The organism is Halobacterium salinarum DSM 3754 (assembly GCF_008124605.1).
Classification (GTDB): domain Archaea; phylum Halobacteriota; class Halobacteria; order Halobacteriales; family Halobacteriaceae; genus Halobacterium; species Halobacterium salinarum.
On record NZ_VRYN01000002.1, the window covers coordinates 335,989 to 354,476 of the forward strand.

Annotated in this window: 21 protein-coding genes; 8 read left to right on the top strand and 13 right to left on the bottom strand. The window is 68.2% G+C overall.

The window, feature by feature from the left end:
* Positions 1-10 precede the first annotated feature (10 nt).
* The 3 genes from ftsZ (at position 11) to APQ99_RS06855 (ending at position 1,877) form a co-directional block, all read left to right on the top strand.
* A complete protein-coding gene (gene ftsZ, locus APQ99_RS06845) occupies positions 11-1,201 on the top strand; it encodes a cell division protein FtsZ (protein ID WP_010902232.1) in 1,191 nt (396 codons plus the stop codon).
* Between the two features lie 63 nt (positions 1,202-1,264).
* Positions 1,265-1,438 (top strand): protein translocase SEC61 complex subunit gamma, encoded by a 174-nt coding sequence (locus tag APQ99_RS06850; RefSeq protein ID WP_010902231.1) that lies wholly within the window; start codon positions 1,265-1,267, stop codon positions 1,436-1,438.
* Position 1,439: 1 nt separating this feature from the next.
* Positions 1,440-1,877 (top strand): transcription elongation factor Spt5, encoded by a 438-nt coding sequence (locus APQ99_RS06855; RefSeq protein ID WP_010902230.1) that lies wholly within the window; start codon positions 1,440-1,442, stop codon positions 1,875-1,877.
* Positions 1,878-1,886: 9 nt separating this feature from the next.
* Here the strand turns inward: APQ99_RS06855 and APQ99_RS06860 are convergent, their stop codons facing one another.
* Both APQ99_RS06860 and APQ99_RS06865 read right to left on the bottom strand, forming a co-directional pair.
* On the bottom strand, positions 1,887-2,228 hold the full coding sequence (locus tag APQ99_RS06860) for a DUF7565 family protein (RefSeq protein WP_012289147.1): 342 nt from the start codon (positions 2,226-2,228) through the stop codon (positions 1,887-1,889).
* 103 nt (positions 2,229-2,331) lie between these two features.
* Positions 2,332-3,492 (bottom strand): acyl-CoA dehydrogenase family protein, encoded by a 1,161-nt coding sequence (locus tag APQ99_RS06865; protein ID WP_012289146.1) that lies wholly within the window; start codon positions 3,490-3,492, stop codon positions 2,332-2,334.
* 108 nt (positions 3,493-3,600) lie between these two features.
* Here APQ99_RS06865 and APQ99_RS06870 point away from each other — a divergent pair, with 108 nt between their 5' ends.
* Complete coding sequence (locus APQ99_RS06870; protein WP_012289145.1) at positions 3,601-4,356, top strand: PHP-associated domain-containing protein; 756 nt, start codon at positions 3,601-3,603, stop codon at positions 4,354-4,356.
* Between the two features lie 4 nt (positions 4,357-4,360).
* Here APQ99_RS06870 and APQ99_RS06875 read toward each other — a convergent pair whose 3' ends face one another.
* From APQ99_RS06875 to APQ99_RS06885, 3 genes are read right to left on the bottom strand one after another with little or no spacing between them, the layout of a single operon-like run.
* Positions 4,361-4,843, bottom strand: coding sequence for a metal-dependent hydrolase (locus APQ99_RS06875; RefSeq protein ID WP_012289144.1), 483 nt, complete (start codon positions 4,841-4,843; stop codon positions 4,361-4,363).
* A gap of 21 nt (positions 4,844-4,864) precedes the next feature.
* A complete protein-coding gene (locus APQ99_RS06880) occupies positions 4,865-5,380 on the bottom strand; it encodes a CinA family protein (protein WP_010902226.1) in 516 nt (171 codons plus the stop codon).
* Between the two features lie 45 nt (positions 5,381-5,425).
* Positions 5,426-5,770 (bottom strand): nuclear transport factor 2 family protein, encoded by a 345-nt coding sequence (locus APQ99_RS06885; protein ID WP_010902225.1) that lies wholly within the window; start codon positions 5,768-5,770, stop codon positions 5,426-5,428.
* Between the two features lie 89 nt (positions 5,771-5,859).
* On the opposite strand from APQ99_RS06885, the gene APQ99_RS06890 reads away from it, so the two are divergent.
* The gene (locus tag APQ99_RS06890) at positions 5,860-6,903 is read left to right on the top strand and encodes an ArsA family ATPase (protein ID WP_010902224.1); all 1,044 of its coding nucleotides are present in this window, start codon (positions 5,860-5,862) and stop codon (positions 6,901-6,903) included.
* A gap of 15 nt (positions 6,904-6,918) precedes the next feature.
* Here the strand turns inward: APQ99_RS06890 and APQ99_RS06895 are convergent, their stop codons facing one another.
* From APQ99_RS06895 to APQ99_RS06905, 3 genes are read right to left on the bottom strand one after another with little or no spacing between them, the layout of a single operon-like run.
* Positions 6,919-7,740, bottom strand: a complete 822-nt coding sequence (locus APQ99_RS06895) for an SDR family oxidoreductase (RefSeq protein WP_010902223.1) — start codon at positions 7,738-7,740, stop codon at positions 6,919-6,921.
* A gap of 58 nt (positions 7,741-7,798) precedes the next feature.
* Positions 7,799-8,593, bottom strand: coding sequence for an endonuclease V (locus APQ99_RS06900; RefSeq protein ID WP_010902222.1), 795 nt, complete (start codon positions 8,591-8,593; stop codon positions 7,799-7,801).
* A gap of 4 nt (positions 8,594-8,597) precedes the next feature.
* A complete protein-coding gene (locus APQ99_RS06905; RefSeq protein WP_010902221.1) occupies positions 8,598-9,599 on the bottom strand; it encodes a rhomboid family intramembrane serine protease in 1,002 nt (333 codons plus the stop codon).
* 94 nt (positions 9,600-9,693) lie between these two features.
* On the opposite strand from APQ99_RS06905, the gene APQ99_RS06910 reads away from it, so the two are divergent.
* A complete protein-coding gene (locus tag APQ99_RS06910) occupies positions 9,694-10,107 on the top strand; it encodes a DUF5788 family protein (RefSeq protein WP_012289143.1) in 414 nt (137 codons plus the stop codon).
* A gap of 38 nt (positions 10,108-10,145) precedes the next feature.
* Here the strand turns inward: APQ99_RS06910 and APQ99_RS06915 are convergent, their stop codons facing one another.
* Positions 10,146-11,048 (bottom strand): DUF7139 domain-containing protein, encoded by a 903-nt coding sequence (locus tag APQ99_RS06915; RefSeq protein WP_010902219.1) that lies wholly within the window; start codon positions 11,046-11,048, stop codon positions 10,146-10,148.
* 90 nt (positions 11,049-11,138) lie between these two features.
* Between APQ99_RS06915 and APQ99_RS06920 the strand changes: the two genes are divergently transcribed.
* On the top strand, positions 11,139-11,420 hold the full coding sequence (locus APQ99_RS06920; protein WP_012289142.1) for a DUF5789 family protein: 282 nt from the start codon (positions 11,139-11,141) through the stop codon (positions 11,418-11,420).
* An 80-nt stretch (positions 11,421-11,500) separates the two neighbouring features.
* A complete protein-coding gene (gene mpcT, locus APQ99_RS06925; RefSeq protein ID WP_010902217.1) occupies positions 11,501-13,384 on the top strand; it encodes a chemotaxis signal transducer protein MpcT in 1,884 nt (627 codons plus the stop codon).
* Between the two features lie 12 nt (positions 13,385-13,396).
* Here the strand turns inward: mpcT and APQ99_RS06930 are convergent, their stop codons facing one another.
* The 4 genes from APQ99_RS06930 to APQ99_RS06945 form a co-directional block, all read right to left on the bottom strand.
* Positions 13,397-14,167 (bottom strand): CPBP family intramembrane glutamic endopeptidase, encoded by a 771-nt coding sequence (locus tag APQ99_RS06930; RefSeq protein ID WP_010902216.1) that lies wholly within the window; start codon positions 14,165-14,167, stop codon positions 13,397-13,399.
* 39 nt (positions 14,168-14,206) lie between these two features.
* On the bottom strand, positions 14,207-14,425 hold the full coding sequence (locus tag APQ99_RS06935; RefSeq protein ID WP_010902215.1) for a hypothetical protein: 219 nt from the start codon (positions 14,423-14,425) through the stop codon (positions 14,207-14,209).
* A gap of 33 nt (positions 14,426-14,458) precedes the next feature.
* Positions 14,459-15,727 (bottom strand): DNA repair protein NreA, encoded by a 1,269-nt coding sequence (gene nreA, locus APQ99_RS06940; RefSeq protein ID WP_012289141.1) that lies wholly within the window; start codon positions 15,725-15,727, stop codon positions 14,459-14,461.
* Positions 15,728-15,887: 160 nt separating this feature from the next.
* The gene (locus APQ99_RS06945; RefSeq protein ID WP_010902213.1) at positions 15,888-18,377 is read right to left on the bottom strand and encodes a DNA topoisomerase I; all 2,490 of its coding nucleotides are present in this window, start codon (positions 18,375-18,377) and stop codon (positions 15,888-15,890) included.
* Between the last annotated feature and the right edge of the window lie 111 nt (positions 18,378-18,488).

The following is an 18,488-nucleotide window of genomic DNA, read 5'->3' on the forward strand; positions in this document are numbered from 1 at the left end:
TTAGCCAACAATGGACTCGATTGTACAGGACGCCATCGACGAGGCCGAGGAGTCCGAGGACTCGGCTTCGGAGCCGGCCGACGTCGCTGGCGGTGGGGGCGATACGGTCCCGACCGGCACGATGACTGACAACGAACTGGAGGACGTCCTCCAGGAACTGCAGACGAATATTACCGTGGTTGGGTGTGGCGGTGCCGGGTCGAACACGGTCGACCGGATGGCTACGGAGGGGATCCATGGCGCGGACTTGGTTGCGGCGAACACGGACGTCCAGCATCTCGTCGACATCGAGGCCGACACCAAGATCCTGATGGGGCAACAGAAGACCAAAGGCCGGGGTGCCGGGTCGCTGCCACAGGTCGGTGAGGAGGCCGCAATCGAGTCCCAAGGCGAGATCCGCGATTCGATCGCGGGGTCGGATATGGTGTTCGTGACCGCCGGCCTCGGCGGCGGTACGGGAACCGGGTCGGCGCCGGTCGTGGCGAAGGCCGCCCGCGAGCAGGGTGCACTCACGATCGCGATCGTCACCACCCCGTTCACCGCGGAGGGCGAGGTGCGGCGGACGAACGCGGAGGCCGGCTTGGAGCGGCTCCGCGACGTCGCGGACACCGTGATCGTGGTGCCCAACGACCGGCTGCTCGACTCGGTCGGGAAGCTGCCGGTGCGCGAGGCGTTCAAGGTGTCCGACGAGGTGCTGATGCGGTCGGTGAAAGGCATCACGGAGCTCATCACGAAGCCGGGGCTGGTGAACCTGGACTTCGCGGACGTGCGCACCGTCATGGAGAAAGGCGGGGTGGCGATGATCGGGCTTGGAGAGGCCGATTCGGACGCGAAGGCCGCTGATTCGGTGCAGTCGGCGCTGCGGTCGCCGTTGCTCGACGTGGACATCTCCTCGGCGAACTCCGCGCTGGTGAACGTCACGGGCGGCCCGGGCATGAGCATCGAGGAGGCTGAGGGGGTCGTCGAGCAGCTCTACGACCGGATCGACCCGGACGCCCGCATCATCTGGGGAACGAGCATCGACGAGCAGATCCAGGAGGAGATGCGGACGATGGTGGTCGTGACCGGCGTCGATTCACCCCAGATTTACGGCCGAAACGAGGCCGCCGAAGGCGACGGCCCGGCACAGGAGTCGACGCCCGAACCGGAGCCGGAACCCCAAGCGGGCTCGGAGATCGAGGACATCGATTACGTGGAGTGACGCGGGGTCTGTGCCGGCCGCAGCATCAATAGATAAAAAAGTTAGCGTCGTCTGACCCCCTGTATGGACGTTCCCCTAGAGCTTTCGGCATACACCCGGGTGCTCCGGCTGGCGAGCACGCCGTCCTGGGAGGAGTTCTCCCAGATCGCGAAGATCGCCGGCGCGGGCATCCTGCTGATCGGCGCCATCGGGTTCCTTGTGTTCCTCATCATGGGCGGGATCGTATCGGTGATCTGAGATGAGCGTGTTCGCAGTGAAAACCACCGCCAGCCAGGAGCAGACCGTCGCGAGCATGATCGCGAACCGCGAGGAGGACACGATCCACGCCGTGCTCGCGCCCGACGCGCTGACGAGCTACGTGATGGTGGAGGCCGAGGACACGGCCGCCATCGAGCGCACGATGGACGAGATCCCACACGCCCGGAGTCTCGTCCCGGGTGAGTCGGGGATCTCGGAGGTCGAGCATTTCCTCTCGCCGAAACCGGACGTCGAGGGCATCGCCGAGAACGACATCGTCGAGCTCATCGCCGGCCCGTTCAAAGGCGAGAAGGCCCAGGTGCAGCGCATCGACGAGGGCAAAGACCAGGTGACCGTGGAGTTGTACGAGGCGACGGTGCCGATCCCCGTGACCGTCCGGGGCGACCAGATCCGCGTCTTGGACAGCGAAGAGCGGTAGGCCCGGCGGTCACTTCGTGGTCACCGGGTCCGGCTCGGTGGTGTCCAATGCGTTCGCGCGCTCGTCGCTGAGCAGGTCTTTGAGCACCGCCGGATCGAGCGCGTCGTTGACGGCGTCGAGTACCTCCTCGCGTTCGCGCACGGCGGCGGCGTCGCCGTCGTAGTAGCGCACGTACTCGGCGCGCGTGTGTTCTTCGAGCCCGTGCTTGATCGCGAAATACCCCTCCGGGATGGTTTCGTCGCAGACCTCACACGTGTGGGCGTCGTGGTCGGTGACCTGGTGGGCGAGCAGTCCCTCGACGGTCCCGAACGTCGACCCGCAGCCAGCGATCGCGCACTTCCACCCAGACATGCACGATACTAGCCTGAGTGCTCGCATAAACGTTGTGACAACGGGCTGAAAACGAGCACGCAACGCCACCACGTGGTGGATGCCGGCGTTGTGTGGGTGTTCGTTACTGGTCGCCGGACTGCCGGTAGACGAGGTTGCGCTGGATCTCGTTTGCGCCCTCGTAAATGACAGGAATGCGAACGTCACGGTAGACGCGGGCGATGCGGCGGTCGGTGAAATTCGACCGGCCGCCGTGGAACTGCATCCCCTGTTCGGCGTTGGCGGTTGCGACCTCGGTGGCTTTGGTTTTCGCCATCGCCGCCCACAGCCCCGGTTCGTCGTGGGCGGCCACCTTCTCGGCGGCCCGGTAGGCGAGCGCGCGCGCCGACTCGAACTCGATGCGCATGTCCGCGAGGCTGTGCTGGACGGACTGGAAATCCGAGACGGTGCGCCCGAAGCCCGCGCGGTCGTGAACGAAGTCCCAGGCCTCCTCGAAGGCGGCGGCCGCAAGTCCCAGCCCGTGGCCGGCGACGACAACCCGACCGTGGTTGAAGAAGTCGGTCAACATCATGAACCCGCCGCCCTCGGTGCCGATGAGGTTGGCCTCCGGAACGCGGCAGTCGTCAAGCACGATGTGCGCCTGCTTGGAGGCGCGCATGCCCATCTTCTCGGGGATGTGTTCGGCCTCGTAACCGTCGGTGTCGGTCGGCACGGCGAACAGCGAGTAGTTCATGTACCGGTCGTCGGTGTCGCCGGTTTTGGCGTACACCGTCACCCAGTCGGCCTCGACGCCGTTGCCGATCCAGTACTTCTCGCCGTTGAGCACGTACTCGTCGCCGTCCCGCTCGGCGGTCGTCTGCATGCCGGCGAGGTTCGAGCCGACCTCCGGCTCGGAGACCGCCAGCCCGGTGAGCTGGTCGTTGTTCGCGACGGGCGTGAGCAGCCGGTCTTTCTGCGCGGGGGTGCCGTACTCCTCGACGAGCTCCGCCCCGAAGCTCGCGAGCTGGAGGGTCAACGCGATGCCGGCGTCCGCGCGGAAGAACTCCTCGGCGATGGCCAGCATCTGCGTGAGATCCAACCCCCGGCCGCCGTAGTCCTCGCCGATGTCTTGGGCGACCAGCCCGGCGTCCATGGCGGCCTCCAGGACCTCCCAGGGGTACTCGCCGGACGCGTAGTACTCCTCGGCGTGGGGCGCGATGTGCTCGGCGGCGAACGCACGCGCGTCCTGTTTCACGGCACGGGCGTGCTCCGGGACGACATCATCGGACAGCAACTCGACGTCCATACGCCGCGGTTGGACTGCAGCCGGATAAGTTCGATAAAACCCCTGACATCGGGCAACGCGTTCACCGCGACCGAAAGCGGCTAACACCGCGCACGCAAACGGGTGTGCGTGCCGACGACTCGGGTTGACTTGCACGTGAAAGTGCTGAACGACACGGTGATTCGGCGCGCGAAAGCCGCGGACATCGACGTGCTCGTGTACGCACCGCATTTCACCCGCCTGCCAACCATTCGTGAGCGCGCGGCCGCGTACAGCGACGACGACATCCTGGTGGTGCCCGCCCGCGAGGTGTTCACCGGGTCGTACCGGGACCGCAAACACGTGCTCGCGATCGGCCTCGAAGAGTGCGTGCCGGATTACATCACACTCGATGGGGCGTTGACCGAGCTGGCGCGCCAGGACGCGGCGGTGCTCGCGCCACACCCCGGGTTTCTGACCGTGAGTCTGACGCCGGCGGACATCGAAGCCTACCGCGACCGGATCGACGCCGTGGAGACGTACAACCCGAAACACGCCCCGCACAACAACCGCCGTGCGCGCCGGCTGGCCGACACACACGGGATGCCGGCGTTCGGGTCGTCGTACGCCCACCTGGCGGGCACCGTCGGGGAAGTGTGGACGACCATCGACACGACGATCACGTCCGGCTCGGAGCTGACGGCTGCGCTCCGTGATGGGGTGTCGCGCACCGTCGACCACGACACGGGACTGAGTCATTACCGCCAGCGGATCGCGGAGAAGCTCCACCTCGGGTACGAGAACACCTGGGAGAAACTCGACCGAGTGGTGCTGTCGGGCATGGAGCGAACCCACCCCCGGCAGGTGGCCTACGACGGCCGCTTCGACGACATCGCGGTGTACTGAACGGCTAGTAGGGCGCGGGAAGCGCGTTCAGCGGCACCGTCGCGGGGACCACGCGAACCAGGACCGCGATCACGCCGACTTCCAGGACCGTGATGAGGACGGTGGCCGTGCTCGCCCACTTCGAGGACGTGGTGACGCCGACCGGAAGTCCGTACTCCGCGCTCGACAGCGGGTAGAACAGCGCGATGCCGCGCTTGCTCCCGACGACGTCCAGGACGTAGTGGCTGGCGACCCCGACCCAAACCCACGTGAGGTTCCCGGTAAAGAACGGGAACGCGTACAGCACGGCAAGCACGGGCAGGTTGTGGAGCGTTTTGCGGTGTTTCCCGAAGTCGGTGTCGACGTCCGGGAACAGCGTCCCGAGCACGACCGGAATGAGCGTCGCGGCGATCGTTTCGAGCGTGCGAACGCTGCCGTCCGGGTGGATTGCGAACCCGAGGCCGACGGCGAGCAGGATCCCGTTCAGCACGTGGTCGCCCTTGTTCACACCGCGGCCGACGCACGGGGGTCACGTCACCTTTTCGAGTTCCGCTGCGAGCACGGTCAGTGCGGCGCGCGCGATCTGTGCTTTGACGGCCTGGCGGTCGCCGTCGAACTCGCGGCGCACGACCGTCGTCGCCGAGGTCGCGGTCCCCCAGTCACCGGCGTACGCGACCCCGATGTAGGCGGTGCCGACGGGCTTCTCGGGGGTGCCGCCGTCGGGGCCCGCGATCCCGGTCGTGGCGATCCCCCAGGTCGTGCCGGCTTGGTCGCGGACGCCGCGGGCCATCTGGCGGGCGACCGGTTCGCTGACGGCCCCGTGTTCGTCGAGGTGCTCGCGGGACACGCCGTGGTCGAGTTTCGCGTCGTAGGAGTACGTGACGTAGCTGCGGTCGAAGTACGCGCTGGCCCCGGGTACGTCCGTCAACAGCGACCCGATGAGGCCGCCCGTACACGACTCCGCGGTCGCGACAGTGTGGCCGGCGTCCCGGAGTGCGTCGCCGAGTGATTGCTCGATCGGCGGATCGGGGTCGGAGTCGTCCATGACAGCCCGTTCCCAGGGTACGAGCAAGAAGCTACCGCTGCCGGCCTACACGGTGTCACGGTCGGTGTACGTGTGGCGCTCCGTGATCGCGCCGTCCCGGATGACGTGGAAGTCGGCAAACCCGAACTCGACGGGGTCGCCGGCCTGCTCGCCGGTGAACGTGCCACGAACGGCCACGGTATCGCCGTCGACGGTGAGCGTGTGGACGGTGTGCGTGCCGGTGAGCGCGCGCTCGGTCCGGTAGAACTGCCCCAGGTCGTCGGTACCGACGATGGTGGGGGTGCCGGGGCGCTCGTAGACGATGTCGTCGCTGAACAGCGCCAGGACAGCGCTGATGTCGCCTTCGTCGACGGCGTCGTAGTACGCGGTCACGAGGTCGGAGCGGTCCATGCGCCACCAATGCACAGGGACCACTGTAACAGTACGTGTCGGGCGGCCGCGACCAATGGATTGACCCCCGTGGGGCGTCGACTACCGGCATGGACGAAATCGAGGTCGAGGCGGTGGACTCGCTCGACCCGGGTATCACGGTCGACACCGCCGAATACGTGCTGTACGGTGGGAAAGGTGGCGTCGGGAAGACGACCATGGCGGCGGCGACGGCGGTGGCGTCGGCCAGCGACGGCACGAACACGCTCGTGGTCTCGACGGACCCCGCACACTCGCTGTCGGACACCTTGGAGGCCGAGATCCCGAGCCGGCCACACCGCATCCGCGAGAACGTGCCGCTGTGGGCGGTGGAGATCGACCCGGACGACGCCCTCGACCGGACCGGCATGTTCGGCCAGGACGGCGCGCTCTCGGGGACCCTGGAGACGATGCTCGGCGGTGACGCCGGCGCGCCGGGCGGGGGTGACGGGAGCGCGGCGATGATGCCCGGTGCCGACGAAGCCGCGGCGATGCAGTTGCTGCTGGAGTACCTCGACGACGACCGCTTCGATCGGGTGGTTGTCGACACCGCGCCGACCGGGCACACGCTCCGGCTGCTCGAGCTGCCGGAGGTGATGGACTCGATGGTCGGCCAACTGATGCAAGTCCGCGAGCGACTGGGCGGCATGATGGACGGGCTCACGGGCATGTTCGGCGGTGACGACGACGCGTCCGCCGAGCAGACGATGGGCGACCTCGACGCGGTCAAGGAGCGCGTCGAACAGCTGCGGGCAGTGTTGACGGACCCACAACGCACCGACTTCCGGGTGGTGCTCGTGCCCGAGGAGCTCTCGGTGGCGGAGTCGAACCGCCTCATCACGCGCCTCGACGAGTACGGCGTGCCCGTGAACACGGTGGTTGTGAACCGCGTGATGGAGCCGCTTGCCGACGTCGCCGACGTGCCCGCGGACGCGTTCGTCGCCCCGAACCACGAGGACTGTGCGTTCTGCGCGCGCCGCTGGGACGTCCAACAACAGGCGCTGGCCGACGCTCAGGACATCTTCCGGGGGCACACGGTGAAACGCGTGCCGCTGCTCGCGGAGGAGGTGCGCGGAGAGCGTCCGCTGCGCGTCGTCGCTGCCTGTCTGGCGTGATCGGACGACGACGGGCTACGTGAGAACGCGCAACAGAACCCGGTAGCCGGCGTCGAGCAGGCGGTCCGGGAGGAACCGCGCCAGCACGCCGACGCGACCGGCCTGCGCGACCGGATACCGGGCCGCCGGGTTCGGGCTGACGGCCGCCGTGGCGATCACGTCGGCGACGCGCTCGGGAGACACGGCCCCGACGCCGTTGACCGCGCTGGCGTCCTCGAACCACGAGTAGATGCGCTCGTAGCCACCGCTGCGGTCGAGGGCGTCGAGTTCGGCGTCGGCGCGGTCCTGAAACCCGGTGTCGACCGGGCCGGGCTCGACCACGGCGACGTCGATGCCGTGCTCGGCGACCTCGCCCCGGAGCGCGTCGCTCAGCCCCTCCAAGGCGAACTTCGAGCCGTTGTACGCGCCCATGCCCGGCGTGGCCACGCGCCCGGAGACGCTGGAGACGTTCACGATGGTGCCCTCCCCGCGCTCCCGCATGTGGGGGAGCGCGGCCCGAATCAGCCGGTGGGGCCCGTAGACGTTCACGTCGAACTGGCGGTGGAGCTTCCGCGGTGGAACGTCCTCCAGCGGGCCGAGCTGTGCGAACCCGGCGTTGTTCACCAGGCAGTCCAGCCGGCCGTGGTCGTCGACGGCGTCGTCGACGACGGCGCGGCACTGCGCGGGCTTGGTCACGTCCAGTTCGGCGGTCTCACAGCCGGTCTCTTCGGCGAGCGCCACGAGGTCGGCCGTGTCTCGCGCCGTCGCGACGACCCTCCACTCCTCGTCGGTCAGCGACCGTACCGTCGCCGCGCCGACGCCCGACGAACACCCGGTCACGAGTGCGACCTTCTCCATGCGGTGACCCTCGGGGGCCGGGTAATTAACGCTTGAGTAGTCGGCCGGCCACCCGCAGTCACGTCAGGTCGGCAGCGTACTGATCTGCCAGTCGAGTCGGGGCGGGGAGCTTGTATTGGGTGCAGGTAGCTTCGACGAGGTCGGCCGCAGTCCCGGCGCTCACACGGTGGCCGGGGCTAACGTAGAGCGGGTTGATGTGGCGCGTCTCCGGGGTCGGGTACTGGCGGGACTGGAGCGCGTAGCCGACCACGGCGCCGTCCGGGGCGTCCATCGAATCGTCAGCCTCGATCGCTACCCGGGTGCCCGCCGGCAGCGGGTCGGCGAGCGCCGCCGCAGGCGTCCCGCAGAGGAGGCTCTTCGCCACGCCGACCGCCGGCACGTCGAAGAGCACGCCGACGTGCGTGGCGAGACCCGCCTGTCGGTAGTGGATGCGCCCGCTGCCGTCGACCACGAGCAGGTCCGGCTCGACCGACAACGACGACAGCGCGTCGATGACGGCGCTGCCCTCGCGGAACGCCAGCAACCCCGGCACGTAGGGAACGTCCAGCGGCGCGTTGCCCGCAGCGCGCTCGATGACGGCGCCGTCCCGGATCGCGACGGCGGCGCTCACCGAGACCTCGTCGTCGCGGAACGCTTGGTCGACGCCAACCACCACGGGGGCCGCTTCGCCGCTGGTGGTGGCTCCGCCGAGCGCCGCCTGCTCGCCCGGCGGTTCGTCGAGACCGATGCGCTCGGGGGTCAGGCCGTGGTCGTCGGCGAAGTCGGCCACGGCCGCGATGTCGCGCTGGCGGGACGCCATGGCGTCGGTGTCCAACCCGGGGGCCGGGCGGAACTCAGGACGAACGACGCGCATGCGGTCAGCGCCGCCGCCCAGGGCCGCCGGGGCCACCCGGGCCGCCCATTCCGCCGCCGGGACCGCCCCCGAACTGCAGTTCGTTGGGGGCGCGTGCGCCCTCACGTTTGAGCTTCGCGCCGTACAGCAGGCCGATGCCGAGTCCGGCCAGGTGCGCGAGCTGCGCCACACCGCCCGCGCCGATGCCACCGGTGCCCGAGACGAAAATGGAGTACGCCGCGAACAGGCCGGTGGCGAGCCACAGCGGCATCGGGATCACGAAGTAGAGGTAGATGCGAAGCCCCGGGTTCAACAGGGTGAGCACGCCCATCAGCGCCGCGATCGCCCCGCTCGCGCCGAGCGTCGCGGAGAACGCGTCGCTGATCAGGAGCCGGCCGTTCTGGGAGGCGATGACTGCCGGCCCCGGGTTCGCCAGGAGGCTCGCGCCGACTTGCGCCAGTCCGGCCAGGATGCCGGCACCGAGGAACAACGCGACGAACTTCTTCGACCCGATGCGGTCCTCGACGATGGGGCCGAAGAAGTACAACACGATGCTGTTCAACACGATGTGGGAGAACCCACCGTGGGCGAACACGGACGTCACCCACGTCCAGACGTACTCCGGGTGGGCGGTGTTCAGCGTGAAGAGGTTGTACCATGTCGGGGAACGGTCGGTGATCCCGGCCAGGGGCGCGATGCCGTACTGGATGACGAACGTCACCCACATCACCCCGAGGAACAGGAACGCGGCGTTCCCCCGGAAGTACGCCACCAGCCCGCCGGGCCCGGTGTTGATCGGAATCGCGTCGGCGATACCCCCGCCGCCACCACGGGACTGCTGGGTGGCCTGCCCGTCGACGGTGTCGTCGAAGCCGCTGTCGAAGACGCCGTTGGGGTCGCCCCAGTTCTCGAGGCCGGGGCAGTCGTGGTTCTCCGGCAGGCGGTGGTCAGAACAGTAAGTGCCGCCACAGAGCCGACACTGGTATGGCATCGGTTCCTGTGTGCCACACCGATCACACGTCGCCATCGACACACCGTAGGCGTGGGCTGTGGTTATGGCTTTGGGTCGGCGCGTTGATAGGAGCCGCGTTGCTTTTGCGGGTCGCAGGGCAACCCACCGTATGCGCGAATCAGAGCGGAAACAACTGCTGGCGCGGATCGACAAGGAGACAGCGACGGTGGGCACCTCGATCCCCGACGAGGTCGAGGTACAGGGAGAGACGATCGAGTTGGCGTCGTTCGTTTTCGACGTGAAACGCCACGACACCATCCCCGACGACCTGGAGACGGAGGTCGAGCACGCGAAACAGTCGCTGCGCCGCGAGCGCAAGCAGCGCCGCGAGCGGATCGAAGACGGCGACATCAGCTACGAGACCGGCGACCGGGAGGCCGACGTGATCATCGGGATCGACAGGGCGTTGCACGCCCTGGAGTCACTGGGGGAGACGAACATCGAGGCCGAGGAGCGCGCCCGGGAGACCGCCGACAAGAAGCGCTGGGTGTCGTTCGTTCAGTCAGCGCTCGGCAACTCCTGAACGGTGTGGCGTTCTCGGACCACCCCCACGGGGGGCTGTCAGTCGCTGTTTTGCTCCCACCACTCGCAGGCCTCCATGTCGTCCATGCGCTCGTCGTAGAGGCCACAGTACGGCTGCATGCCGTCCTCCGTGTCGACGTAGTCGAAGTGCGTGCAGTTACCACAGTATTCGTCCGGCCCCGGGCCGTCACGGGAGTCCGAGCCGTCGAGCGGCGAGGAGATGTCGGTCTCGGTCGCGCCGCCGTCAGAGACCGACGCTCCCCCGGGCGGGGAGGGTTGCGAGCGCGGGGTCGACTGCGCGCTGGGTTTCGGCTCGGAGGCGTTGGCGCGGGTCTCCTGGGCGGGGTCTTCGACGCCGCCGAACACGCCGACCCCGCCGAACCCCTCGGCGTCGAGGGCTTCCCGGGCGGTTTCGACGTCCGTCGTTGGCACCTCGACGGTGCGCGTTTCGCCGTTCTGTTCGACGGTCATGGTCACGGTGCCGCCCGGATCGTTGCGGGTTTTGAACGTCGCGACCGCGGTGAACAGACACCAGAAGGTGGTGATGATGCCGGCCGCGTAGACGACGATGAACGCCAGCGTCTCGGTGCTGGCGGCCCCGGCGTCGTACCACTTGTAGGGGTAGGCGATGCGGAACAGCATCACGCCGAGAACGGTCAGCCCGGAGCCGAGAGCGGCGGCCGCGCGCTGGAGGCGGTTGGCGGGCAACACCGTGAAGATCCCCACGAAGACGGCGGGGATGCCGAGCCCGCCGAGCACGCCCGCGATCTCACGGCTCTCATAGGTTCCGAACCCCCGCGATAACAGGAGTTCGGTCGCGCCCGCGAGGATTCCTCCGGCCACGAGCAGCGCGCCCGCAGCGAACAGTCCCATGCCGAGATACACCCGGCGGGTGCTCGCTTCGCCGCCACGGCTGTCGTACGCTTCCCCGAGGCTCGTCATGCATTCGCCTTGTCGTCGCAAGGTAAAAACACTACGTCAGACGCGGCCCGCTTCGAAAGCTTGAATCCGAGGCCTCCCGAAGCCGCGGACATGAGCGATGACAACGACGAGGACGCACCCGCCGTCGAACTCGGGGAGGGGGCGCGCGTCGCTGGGGCACCGATCGCGCGCGTGGCGTCCCGGCTGACGTGGGCGCTCCAGAAAAGCGAGGTCGTCCGTAAGGAGGGAGACACGGTGGTTCGGACGCCCGACGGTCCCCGGGATCTGGACGCCGTGCTCGAAGACGTATCGACGCCGTATTTCGAGACGCGCCGCGAGTTCGAGCGCGACGTGCGTGCCGCGATGGGTGCCGGCCCGGTGCCGACTGAATAACGGCACGAGACGGGACGCTGGTTCCCACCCCACGGGAACCACAGGATAACCATTTTGTTGGGGGACATAGACGATTAGGCATGAACATAACACAGGCATACAAGCGCTCGCTGTGGTGGTCGATGGACATGGTGGGGGCGACCGGCAGCGTCGAGCGGAAGATGCTGACCGCCGTTGGGCTGCAGTTCCTCGCAGCCGGCGGGATGGCGTTCCTGACCGTGTTCACCGCCGGCACCGTGCAACTGATCGGTGTCGGTGGGATGCTCGCGTTGTCCGTCGTGGCGTTCTACAACACCTACCTCATCGCCGAGGCGGACTTCGTGGAGCCCCTGGTTGCCCTGGAGGACGCCGCCGACGACATCGCGGCCGGGGAGTTCGAGCGCGCGGACATCCCGTCCTCGAAGCGCGACGACGAGATCGCGAGTCTGGTCGCGTCCTTCGATGGGATGCAGTCGAACCTCGAAGTGGCCTCCCGGCAGGCCGACGCACTGGCGCGCCAGGCGTTCGACGACCCCGCACTCGACGAGTCGGTGCCGGGGGCGTTCGGGGAGAGCATCACGGAGATGGCCGACAGCCTCGAAGCGTACACCGCAGAACTGGAGGACAAAACCGCCGAGTTGGAACACCAGCAGGCGGAACTAGAGCGCCAGTCCGAGCAACTGCGGGCGCTGGTGGATGCGCTGTCGGAGGCGACCGACGCCGCGCGCGCCGGGGACTTGACCGCGACCGTGGACGCGGCCGCGCTGGACGTCACCGACGACCATCGGGCGGCGGTTGAGGATTTCAACCAGTTGCTGGAAACGCTTGCGGACACCATCAGTGACATCCAGTCGTTCTCGGACGCGGTGCTTGCGGTGTCACGGACGACCGACGAGCGCGTCGACGCGGTGGCGGACAGGAGCGCGGCCGTGAGCGAGAGCGTCACCGAGATCGCGGACGGCGCAAACCAGCAGACCAACCAGTTGAACAACATCGCCGCCGAGATGGACACCGTCTCCGCGACCGTCGAGGAGATCGCGGCCAGCGCCAACGACGTGGCGAAGACCGCGCAGGCGGCGGCGGACCGCGGCGAGGACGGCCGCGGCGAGGTCGAGGAGACCATCGAGGCGTTGCGCGCGCTGCGCGAGCAGAGCCAGGCCGTCGCGGAGACCGTCGAGTCACTGGCTGCGGAGGTCGAACGCATCGACGGTATCACGGCGCTCATCGAGGACATCGCCGAGGAGACGAACATGCTGGCGTTGAACGCCTCCATCGAGGCCGCCCGCACTGGCTCCGACGGCGACGGCTTCGCGGTCGTCGCCGACGAGGTCAAGGACCTCGCCGAGGAGACCCGCGAGCAGGCGGCCGACATCTCCGAGATCGTCGATGCCGTGACCGAGAAGGCCGAAGACGCCTCGATCGCCATCGGGGAGGTCGACGCCGAGGTCGAGCGCAAGATCACGAAAGCGGAGGGCGTGTTGCGGGATTTCGAGGCGATCGTCGACGAGGTGGCGAACGTCAACCACGCAGTCCAGGAGATTTCGGACGCCACCGACCAGGGCGCGCAGTCGGTCACTGATGTCGTGGGGATGGTCGAGGAGGTCGCGTCGGTCAGCGAGGAGACGGCCGCCGAGTCGGATACGGTGGCGGACAACGCCGCCGAGCAGACGGACGCCACCGACGAGGTCGCCGACCAGATGGACGAACTGGCCGAGCAGACCGCGGCGCTGGCGGGGATGCTGGATGACTTCACGGTGCCTGCGGACGCGGGCACGGCCGACCAGTCGGTGGCTGATGACAGCCCGACTGCACAGCCTCCGGCGGCGGACGACGAGCCGGCTGCCGCCGTTGTTGACCAGCCACAGCCGGCGAGCGACGCCGAGGACGAAGAGGGGGTTCCGGATTCGGGTGGCGAGTCGGTCGCCGTCAGCGACGGTGGCTGGGCGGACGACAGGTCGTCGTTCACGTGGGCGGACAGCCAGTAGCGGCCCCGCCAGTCAGAAGAGGTGGATGAGTTCGGGTGCGTCGACAGTGGTCGAGAGGTAGGTCAGCCCGAACAGAGTGCCGTTGTAGAGGCCGTGTGTGAGTGCGGGGACAGCGAGGTTGCCGGTTTTCTCGTAGAGCACGCCGAAGACGATGCTCGGCACGAACAGGATGGCGATCGTGGCGGCCGCCGCCGGGAGGCCACCGGAGAGCGCAAGGATGTGTATCGGTGCGAACATCATCGACGCCAGCAGGATCGCCGGCCCGGCGCTGAACCGCTCGCGCAGCGAGCCCTGAATGATGCCGCGGAACAGCAGCTCCTCGCCGGGGCCGACGAGCAGGAACTGGCAGACCACGAGGAGGGGGATGATGCCGGGGTTTTGGGCTGCCGTTTCGCCGACGGAGTTCGGCGCCGTCTCGACGGAGAGCGCGGTGAGCACGATGCTGATGATGAACAGACCCGTGAACGACGCGAAGAACCCGCCGAGGACGTAGCCGATGTCGCGCAGTGACGGCACCGAGACGTTCAGCAGCGACCAGCCGTCACCCCGCCACCGGAGGTACGCCCACGCGACCAGCGGGAACGACAGCCCTTGGAGTGCGATCAGGGAGACGCCGATCTCGACGATCGGGCCGACGTTCCCCGTGGCCGCCGGGGTGAGCCGCATGTATCCGATCAAGAGTGAGACCGCTAGGATCGATCCGAAGGCGATGGCGACGATAGTGAGGAGGACCGCAATCCCGACCGCCCGAAGCTGTGGACGATACGAAGTGGCCGAGGTCATGCACCAGCGTTGGCGGCGGTGCTCAAAAAAACCCCAGTGCTACGGCTCCTCGCGATTGCGGCGGTCCTCGCGCAGCGCCGCGACCTCTCCTTCGAGGTGCTCGACGCGGGCTTCGAGGTCGCTGCCCCCACGATCCGAAACGGCGCGGACGACCCAAACGGTGCCGTAGGCGACTGCTGCGATCAGAATCAGGAGGAAGGCCATGACTGCGAGCTCCATGCCACTCGGGACACCACCGATGAACACTGGGGGGACCATGTGGTCAGCGATAGACAGGGAACTAGATAAAGGTTAGGCGAACTCCGAGAGCGCGCTTTGGACGCCGGCAACCATGTCGGACTTGCGGCGGAGGGCGGCCAGCGAGACCGGGAGGTGGTCGCTGATCTCCGCGACCGCGCCGTGGAAGGTCTCGGCCTCGCCCGGCTGGCCGTCGAAGGCGTTGCGGACGCTCTCCCGGACCTGCCAGACGCCGACGGGTGCCCAGTAGTCGTCGCTGACCTCCCGGAGCACCAGCGCCTTCGCCTGCCGGCCGATGTCCGAGAGGTGCTCAAGGACGCCGAGGCGGGCGGCGTAGTACGCGCCCGCCGTCTCGTCGACGTAGCCGGTCCGGCCCTCGTAGCCCTCGCTGGCGGCCGCCATCCAGAGGTCACCACCCGGATCCGGGTTCCAGATGCTGCCCGGGGCTTTCATCTCCACGAGTTCGTGCTCCCAGCGGCCGGGCGCCAGCACCACCCAGTAGCGGTTCCCCATGTACTCGTTGACGTGGACGGTGACCTCATCGACGCTGGGTGCGTCCCGGATCGTTCCGCGGAGGTACTGGCCGACCGTGTCGTCGACGGCCGTGATCGACCACCGCGTGGGGACGAGGCGGCGGTGGTGGCCCTGCCCGAGCGCGCCCACCGAGAGCACGCGGTTGATCTGGTAGACGTCTAACCCCCGCCGGTAGAGGTACGTCATCGCGCCCTCGGCCGCCCAGTCGTCGTCGGCGAGGGTTTTCTCCACGTACCGCGGCACGTGAGGGTTCTCCCCGAGGGCGGCGGATTCGGCGCTTGCGTTCGGCCCCGACGGCGCGTTCGCCGCCGGGCTCGTGTACTCCTCGCGGTCGAACGTCGGGGCGTCCGACAGCCCGATTTCGACGTCCACCGGCCGGTCGGCCATCGCGACTTCGCGCTGCGTGCCGACGAAGCCGTCCCAAACGTCGTGGACGTTCACGTTCGCCGCCCGACGGGAGTTCAGCAGGCCGGTCCGGTACTGGAGGACGTTGTCGATGCCGAGGCCCTGCTGGTACCACTCGCCGCTCGTCGCGAACTCCGCGGGGTCGGCGTCCCCGGCGACCGGCGAGAGGATGCCCGCCGAGACGTCCGGGTACGCCGACCGCCCGACGAACACCGACGGCGCGGTCGCCCCAACGAGGGTGTCGCCCTGCAGCGCCTCGGTGACGCCCTGTTCGACGTCCGCGACGAAGTCCAGGATCTCGTAGGATTTCTCGGCAGCGAGTTGCTGGCGGCGCTGGTGCTCGCTGTCCGGCTGGAGGTCGTCGATGTACTCGTCGAGGTGCACGCCCGACCGTAGTGTGGCCATTCACTTGACCGCGGCGCTACTGGCGGCCCGTTCCGCCGCAACCAGAACACACCCATCACGGGGGCACGTAGGCGGCGATACGACACGCAATCCGTGTCGTATGTCACACGCTTGGCGGCCCGGATCGAGCGGGCGGCTGTCAGTCCGCCTGCGCTTGCCACTCTCGGATCGTGTCGGCACTGACGCCCGAGACCGCGTCGGCGATCCCCTCTGGGTCGGCGTCGGCGAGCGCGCCGACGTCCTCGACCCCGGCCGATTCGAGTTTTGCAGCGGTTTTCGGACCGACGCCGTCCAGTGCTTCGAGTCCCTGCTGGCGCTGGCGGGCCTGGTACTCTTCGTAGTTGCAGATGGGGCAGCCGAGCTCCCAGGGGTCGTCGTCCTCGCCGTCGTGGACGACGAGTTCGGGGAGGGCGTGCTCGTCGCAGTACGTCTCCGTGACCTCGATGTCGCCGCGTCGGGGCAGCGGCAGCGAGTACTCGCAGTCCGGATAGCGGTCGCAGCCGACGAGCCGGCTGCCCGACTGGAGCTGCTTGATGGCGAGTTCGCCGCCGTGGGGTTCGCCGCAGTCCGGACACGGCCCGATGAGTCGGTCCTCGGACTCGTCGGCCGCCTCGGCCGCGCACAGCGGGCAGCCGTGGACGAACGTGTTCCGGCCGGCGAGCATCTTCACGTCGTGGAGGTCGTGGTCCTCACAGACGGCGTCCATGACGAGTGGGTCGCCGGTCGACGGCAGCGGGAGTGTGAACTGGCACTCCGGGTAGCCATCGCAGCCCACGAAATGCGATCCGGTGCGGGACTGCCGGAGCAACAGCGTGTCGCCACACTCCGGACAGGGGCCGAGTGATTTGTCGGCTTTCAGTGACGTGCGGAGGTGGTCGCCGATCTCAGCCCGGGAAGCGGTGAGTTCGTCGAACACCCGGTCGAGCATCTCCCGGGACTCCGTGGTCACGTCGTCGAGTGTCGTTTCGCCGTCGGCGATGGCGGTCATGTCCGCCTCCAGTTGGCTGGTCATCTCCTCGCTGACCACGACATCGGCGTAGTCCTCGGCGGCCTCCACGACCGCCTCCGCGAGCGTCGTCGGCCGCGGGGGGTCGTTCTCGATGTAGCCGCGGTCGTAAAGCTTCTCGATGGTGTTGTGCCGCGTCGACTTCGTCCCGATGTCCATCGACTCCATCGTCTCGATGAGCCGGCTCTGCCCGTACCGGCGCGGTGGCTGGGTCTGTTTGGCGTCCAGTCGGGCGTCGGTGATGGCGAGCGTGTCGCCCTCCTCGACGGGCGGCACGTGGTTCTCGGAGCTGTCGTAGTACGGGTAGACCGCGTGGTAGCCCGCCTCGACGAGGCGTTTCCCGTTGGCCTTCAGGGACTCGCCGTCGGCGTCCGCGGTGACGCGGAGATGCGCCCACTCGGCGGGCGCGGCGACCGTCGCGAAGAACCGCCGCACGACGAGTTCGTAGACCGCCCATTCGTCCTCGGAGAGCTGATTGCGGTCGGGGAAGTCCGTCGTCGGATGGATCGGCGGGTGGTCGGTGGTCTCCTCGTCGCCGCTGGTCGGCGAGAGGCGGTCCTGGTCGAGCAGCGAATCGGCGTCGTCCCCGAACACCGTCTGCTGGAAGGCTTCCAGCAGGTCGCGCTCGTCGAGGTCGTCGGGGTAGACGGTGTTGTCGGTGCGGGGGTACGTGATGTAGCCCGCGGTGTAGAGGTCCTCGGCGATGCTCATCGCGCGGCCCGCCGAGTAGCCAAGCGAGCCCGCGGCGCGGATGAACTGCGTGGTATTGAACGGCGCGGGCGGATCGTCGGTGCGAGTCCGGCGGGACACGGAGTCGACGACCGCCTCGCCGGCCTGCCGGAGGGCGTCGAACGCGGCGTCGGCGTCGCCCTCGTTCCAGACGCGCTCGGCCTCGGTGCCGTCCGCGGGGTCCTCGTAGAAGTACTGCGCCTCGAAGGTGGTCTGGTCTTTCCGGAGGTCCGCGAACAGCTCCCAGTAGTCGTCGGGATCGAACGCCTCGATCTCGCGTTCCTTGTCCACGATGAGCTTCAGCGTGGGCGACTGCACCCGGCCCACGGAGATGAAGTCCTCGCCCATCTGGCCCGCCGACAGCGACAGGAACCGGGTCAGCGACGCCCCCCACATCAGGTCGACGATCTGGCGGGCTTCGCCGGCGGCCGCGAGGTCGAAGTCGATGTCATCGGGGTCTGCGAACGCCGACCGCACCTCGGTGTCCGTGATCGAGGAGAACCGCACGCGGTTGACCGGTGCCTGCTCGTTCACCTCGCGGACGAGCTCGTAGGCCTCCTTCCCGATGAGCTCGCCCTCGCGGTCGTAGTCGGTCGCGATGACCACGTCGTCGGCCTCCCGAGCGAGCCGCTGGAGCGCGTTCACGATGTCCTCCTGGGTCGGGTCTTTCACCACGTCGGCGTGGATCAGTTCCGCGGGCTCGACGTCCCGCCAGTCGTTGTACTCCGGCGGGAAATCAACCCCGACGACGTGGCCGGACAGCCCGATGCAGCGCCGGCCACCCCACTCGTAGACGTTCACGCCCGCGGTCTGTGTCGTCGACGCCCCTCCCTCGGAGAGGATGTCGGCGATGCGCCGCGCGGCGTTGTTCTTCTCTGTGACGATGAGTTCCACGGTGTGCTACCTCCACCCCTGCGGGTGTCGTTGGGGACTGTACGCTGGGACTCCGGGTAAAGATTTCGTACGCGAGAACCGCAGGCAAGCGTCGGGACAAGGCGCGCTCGG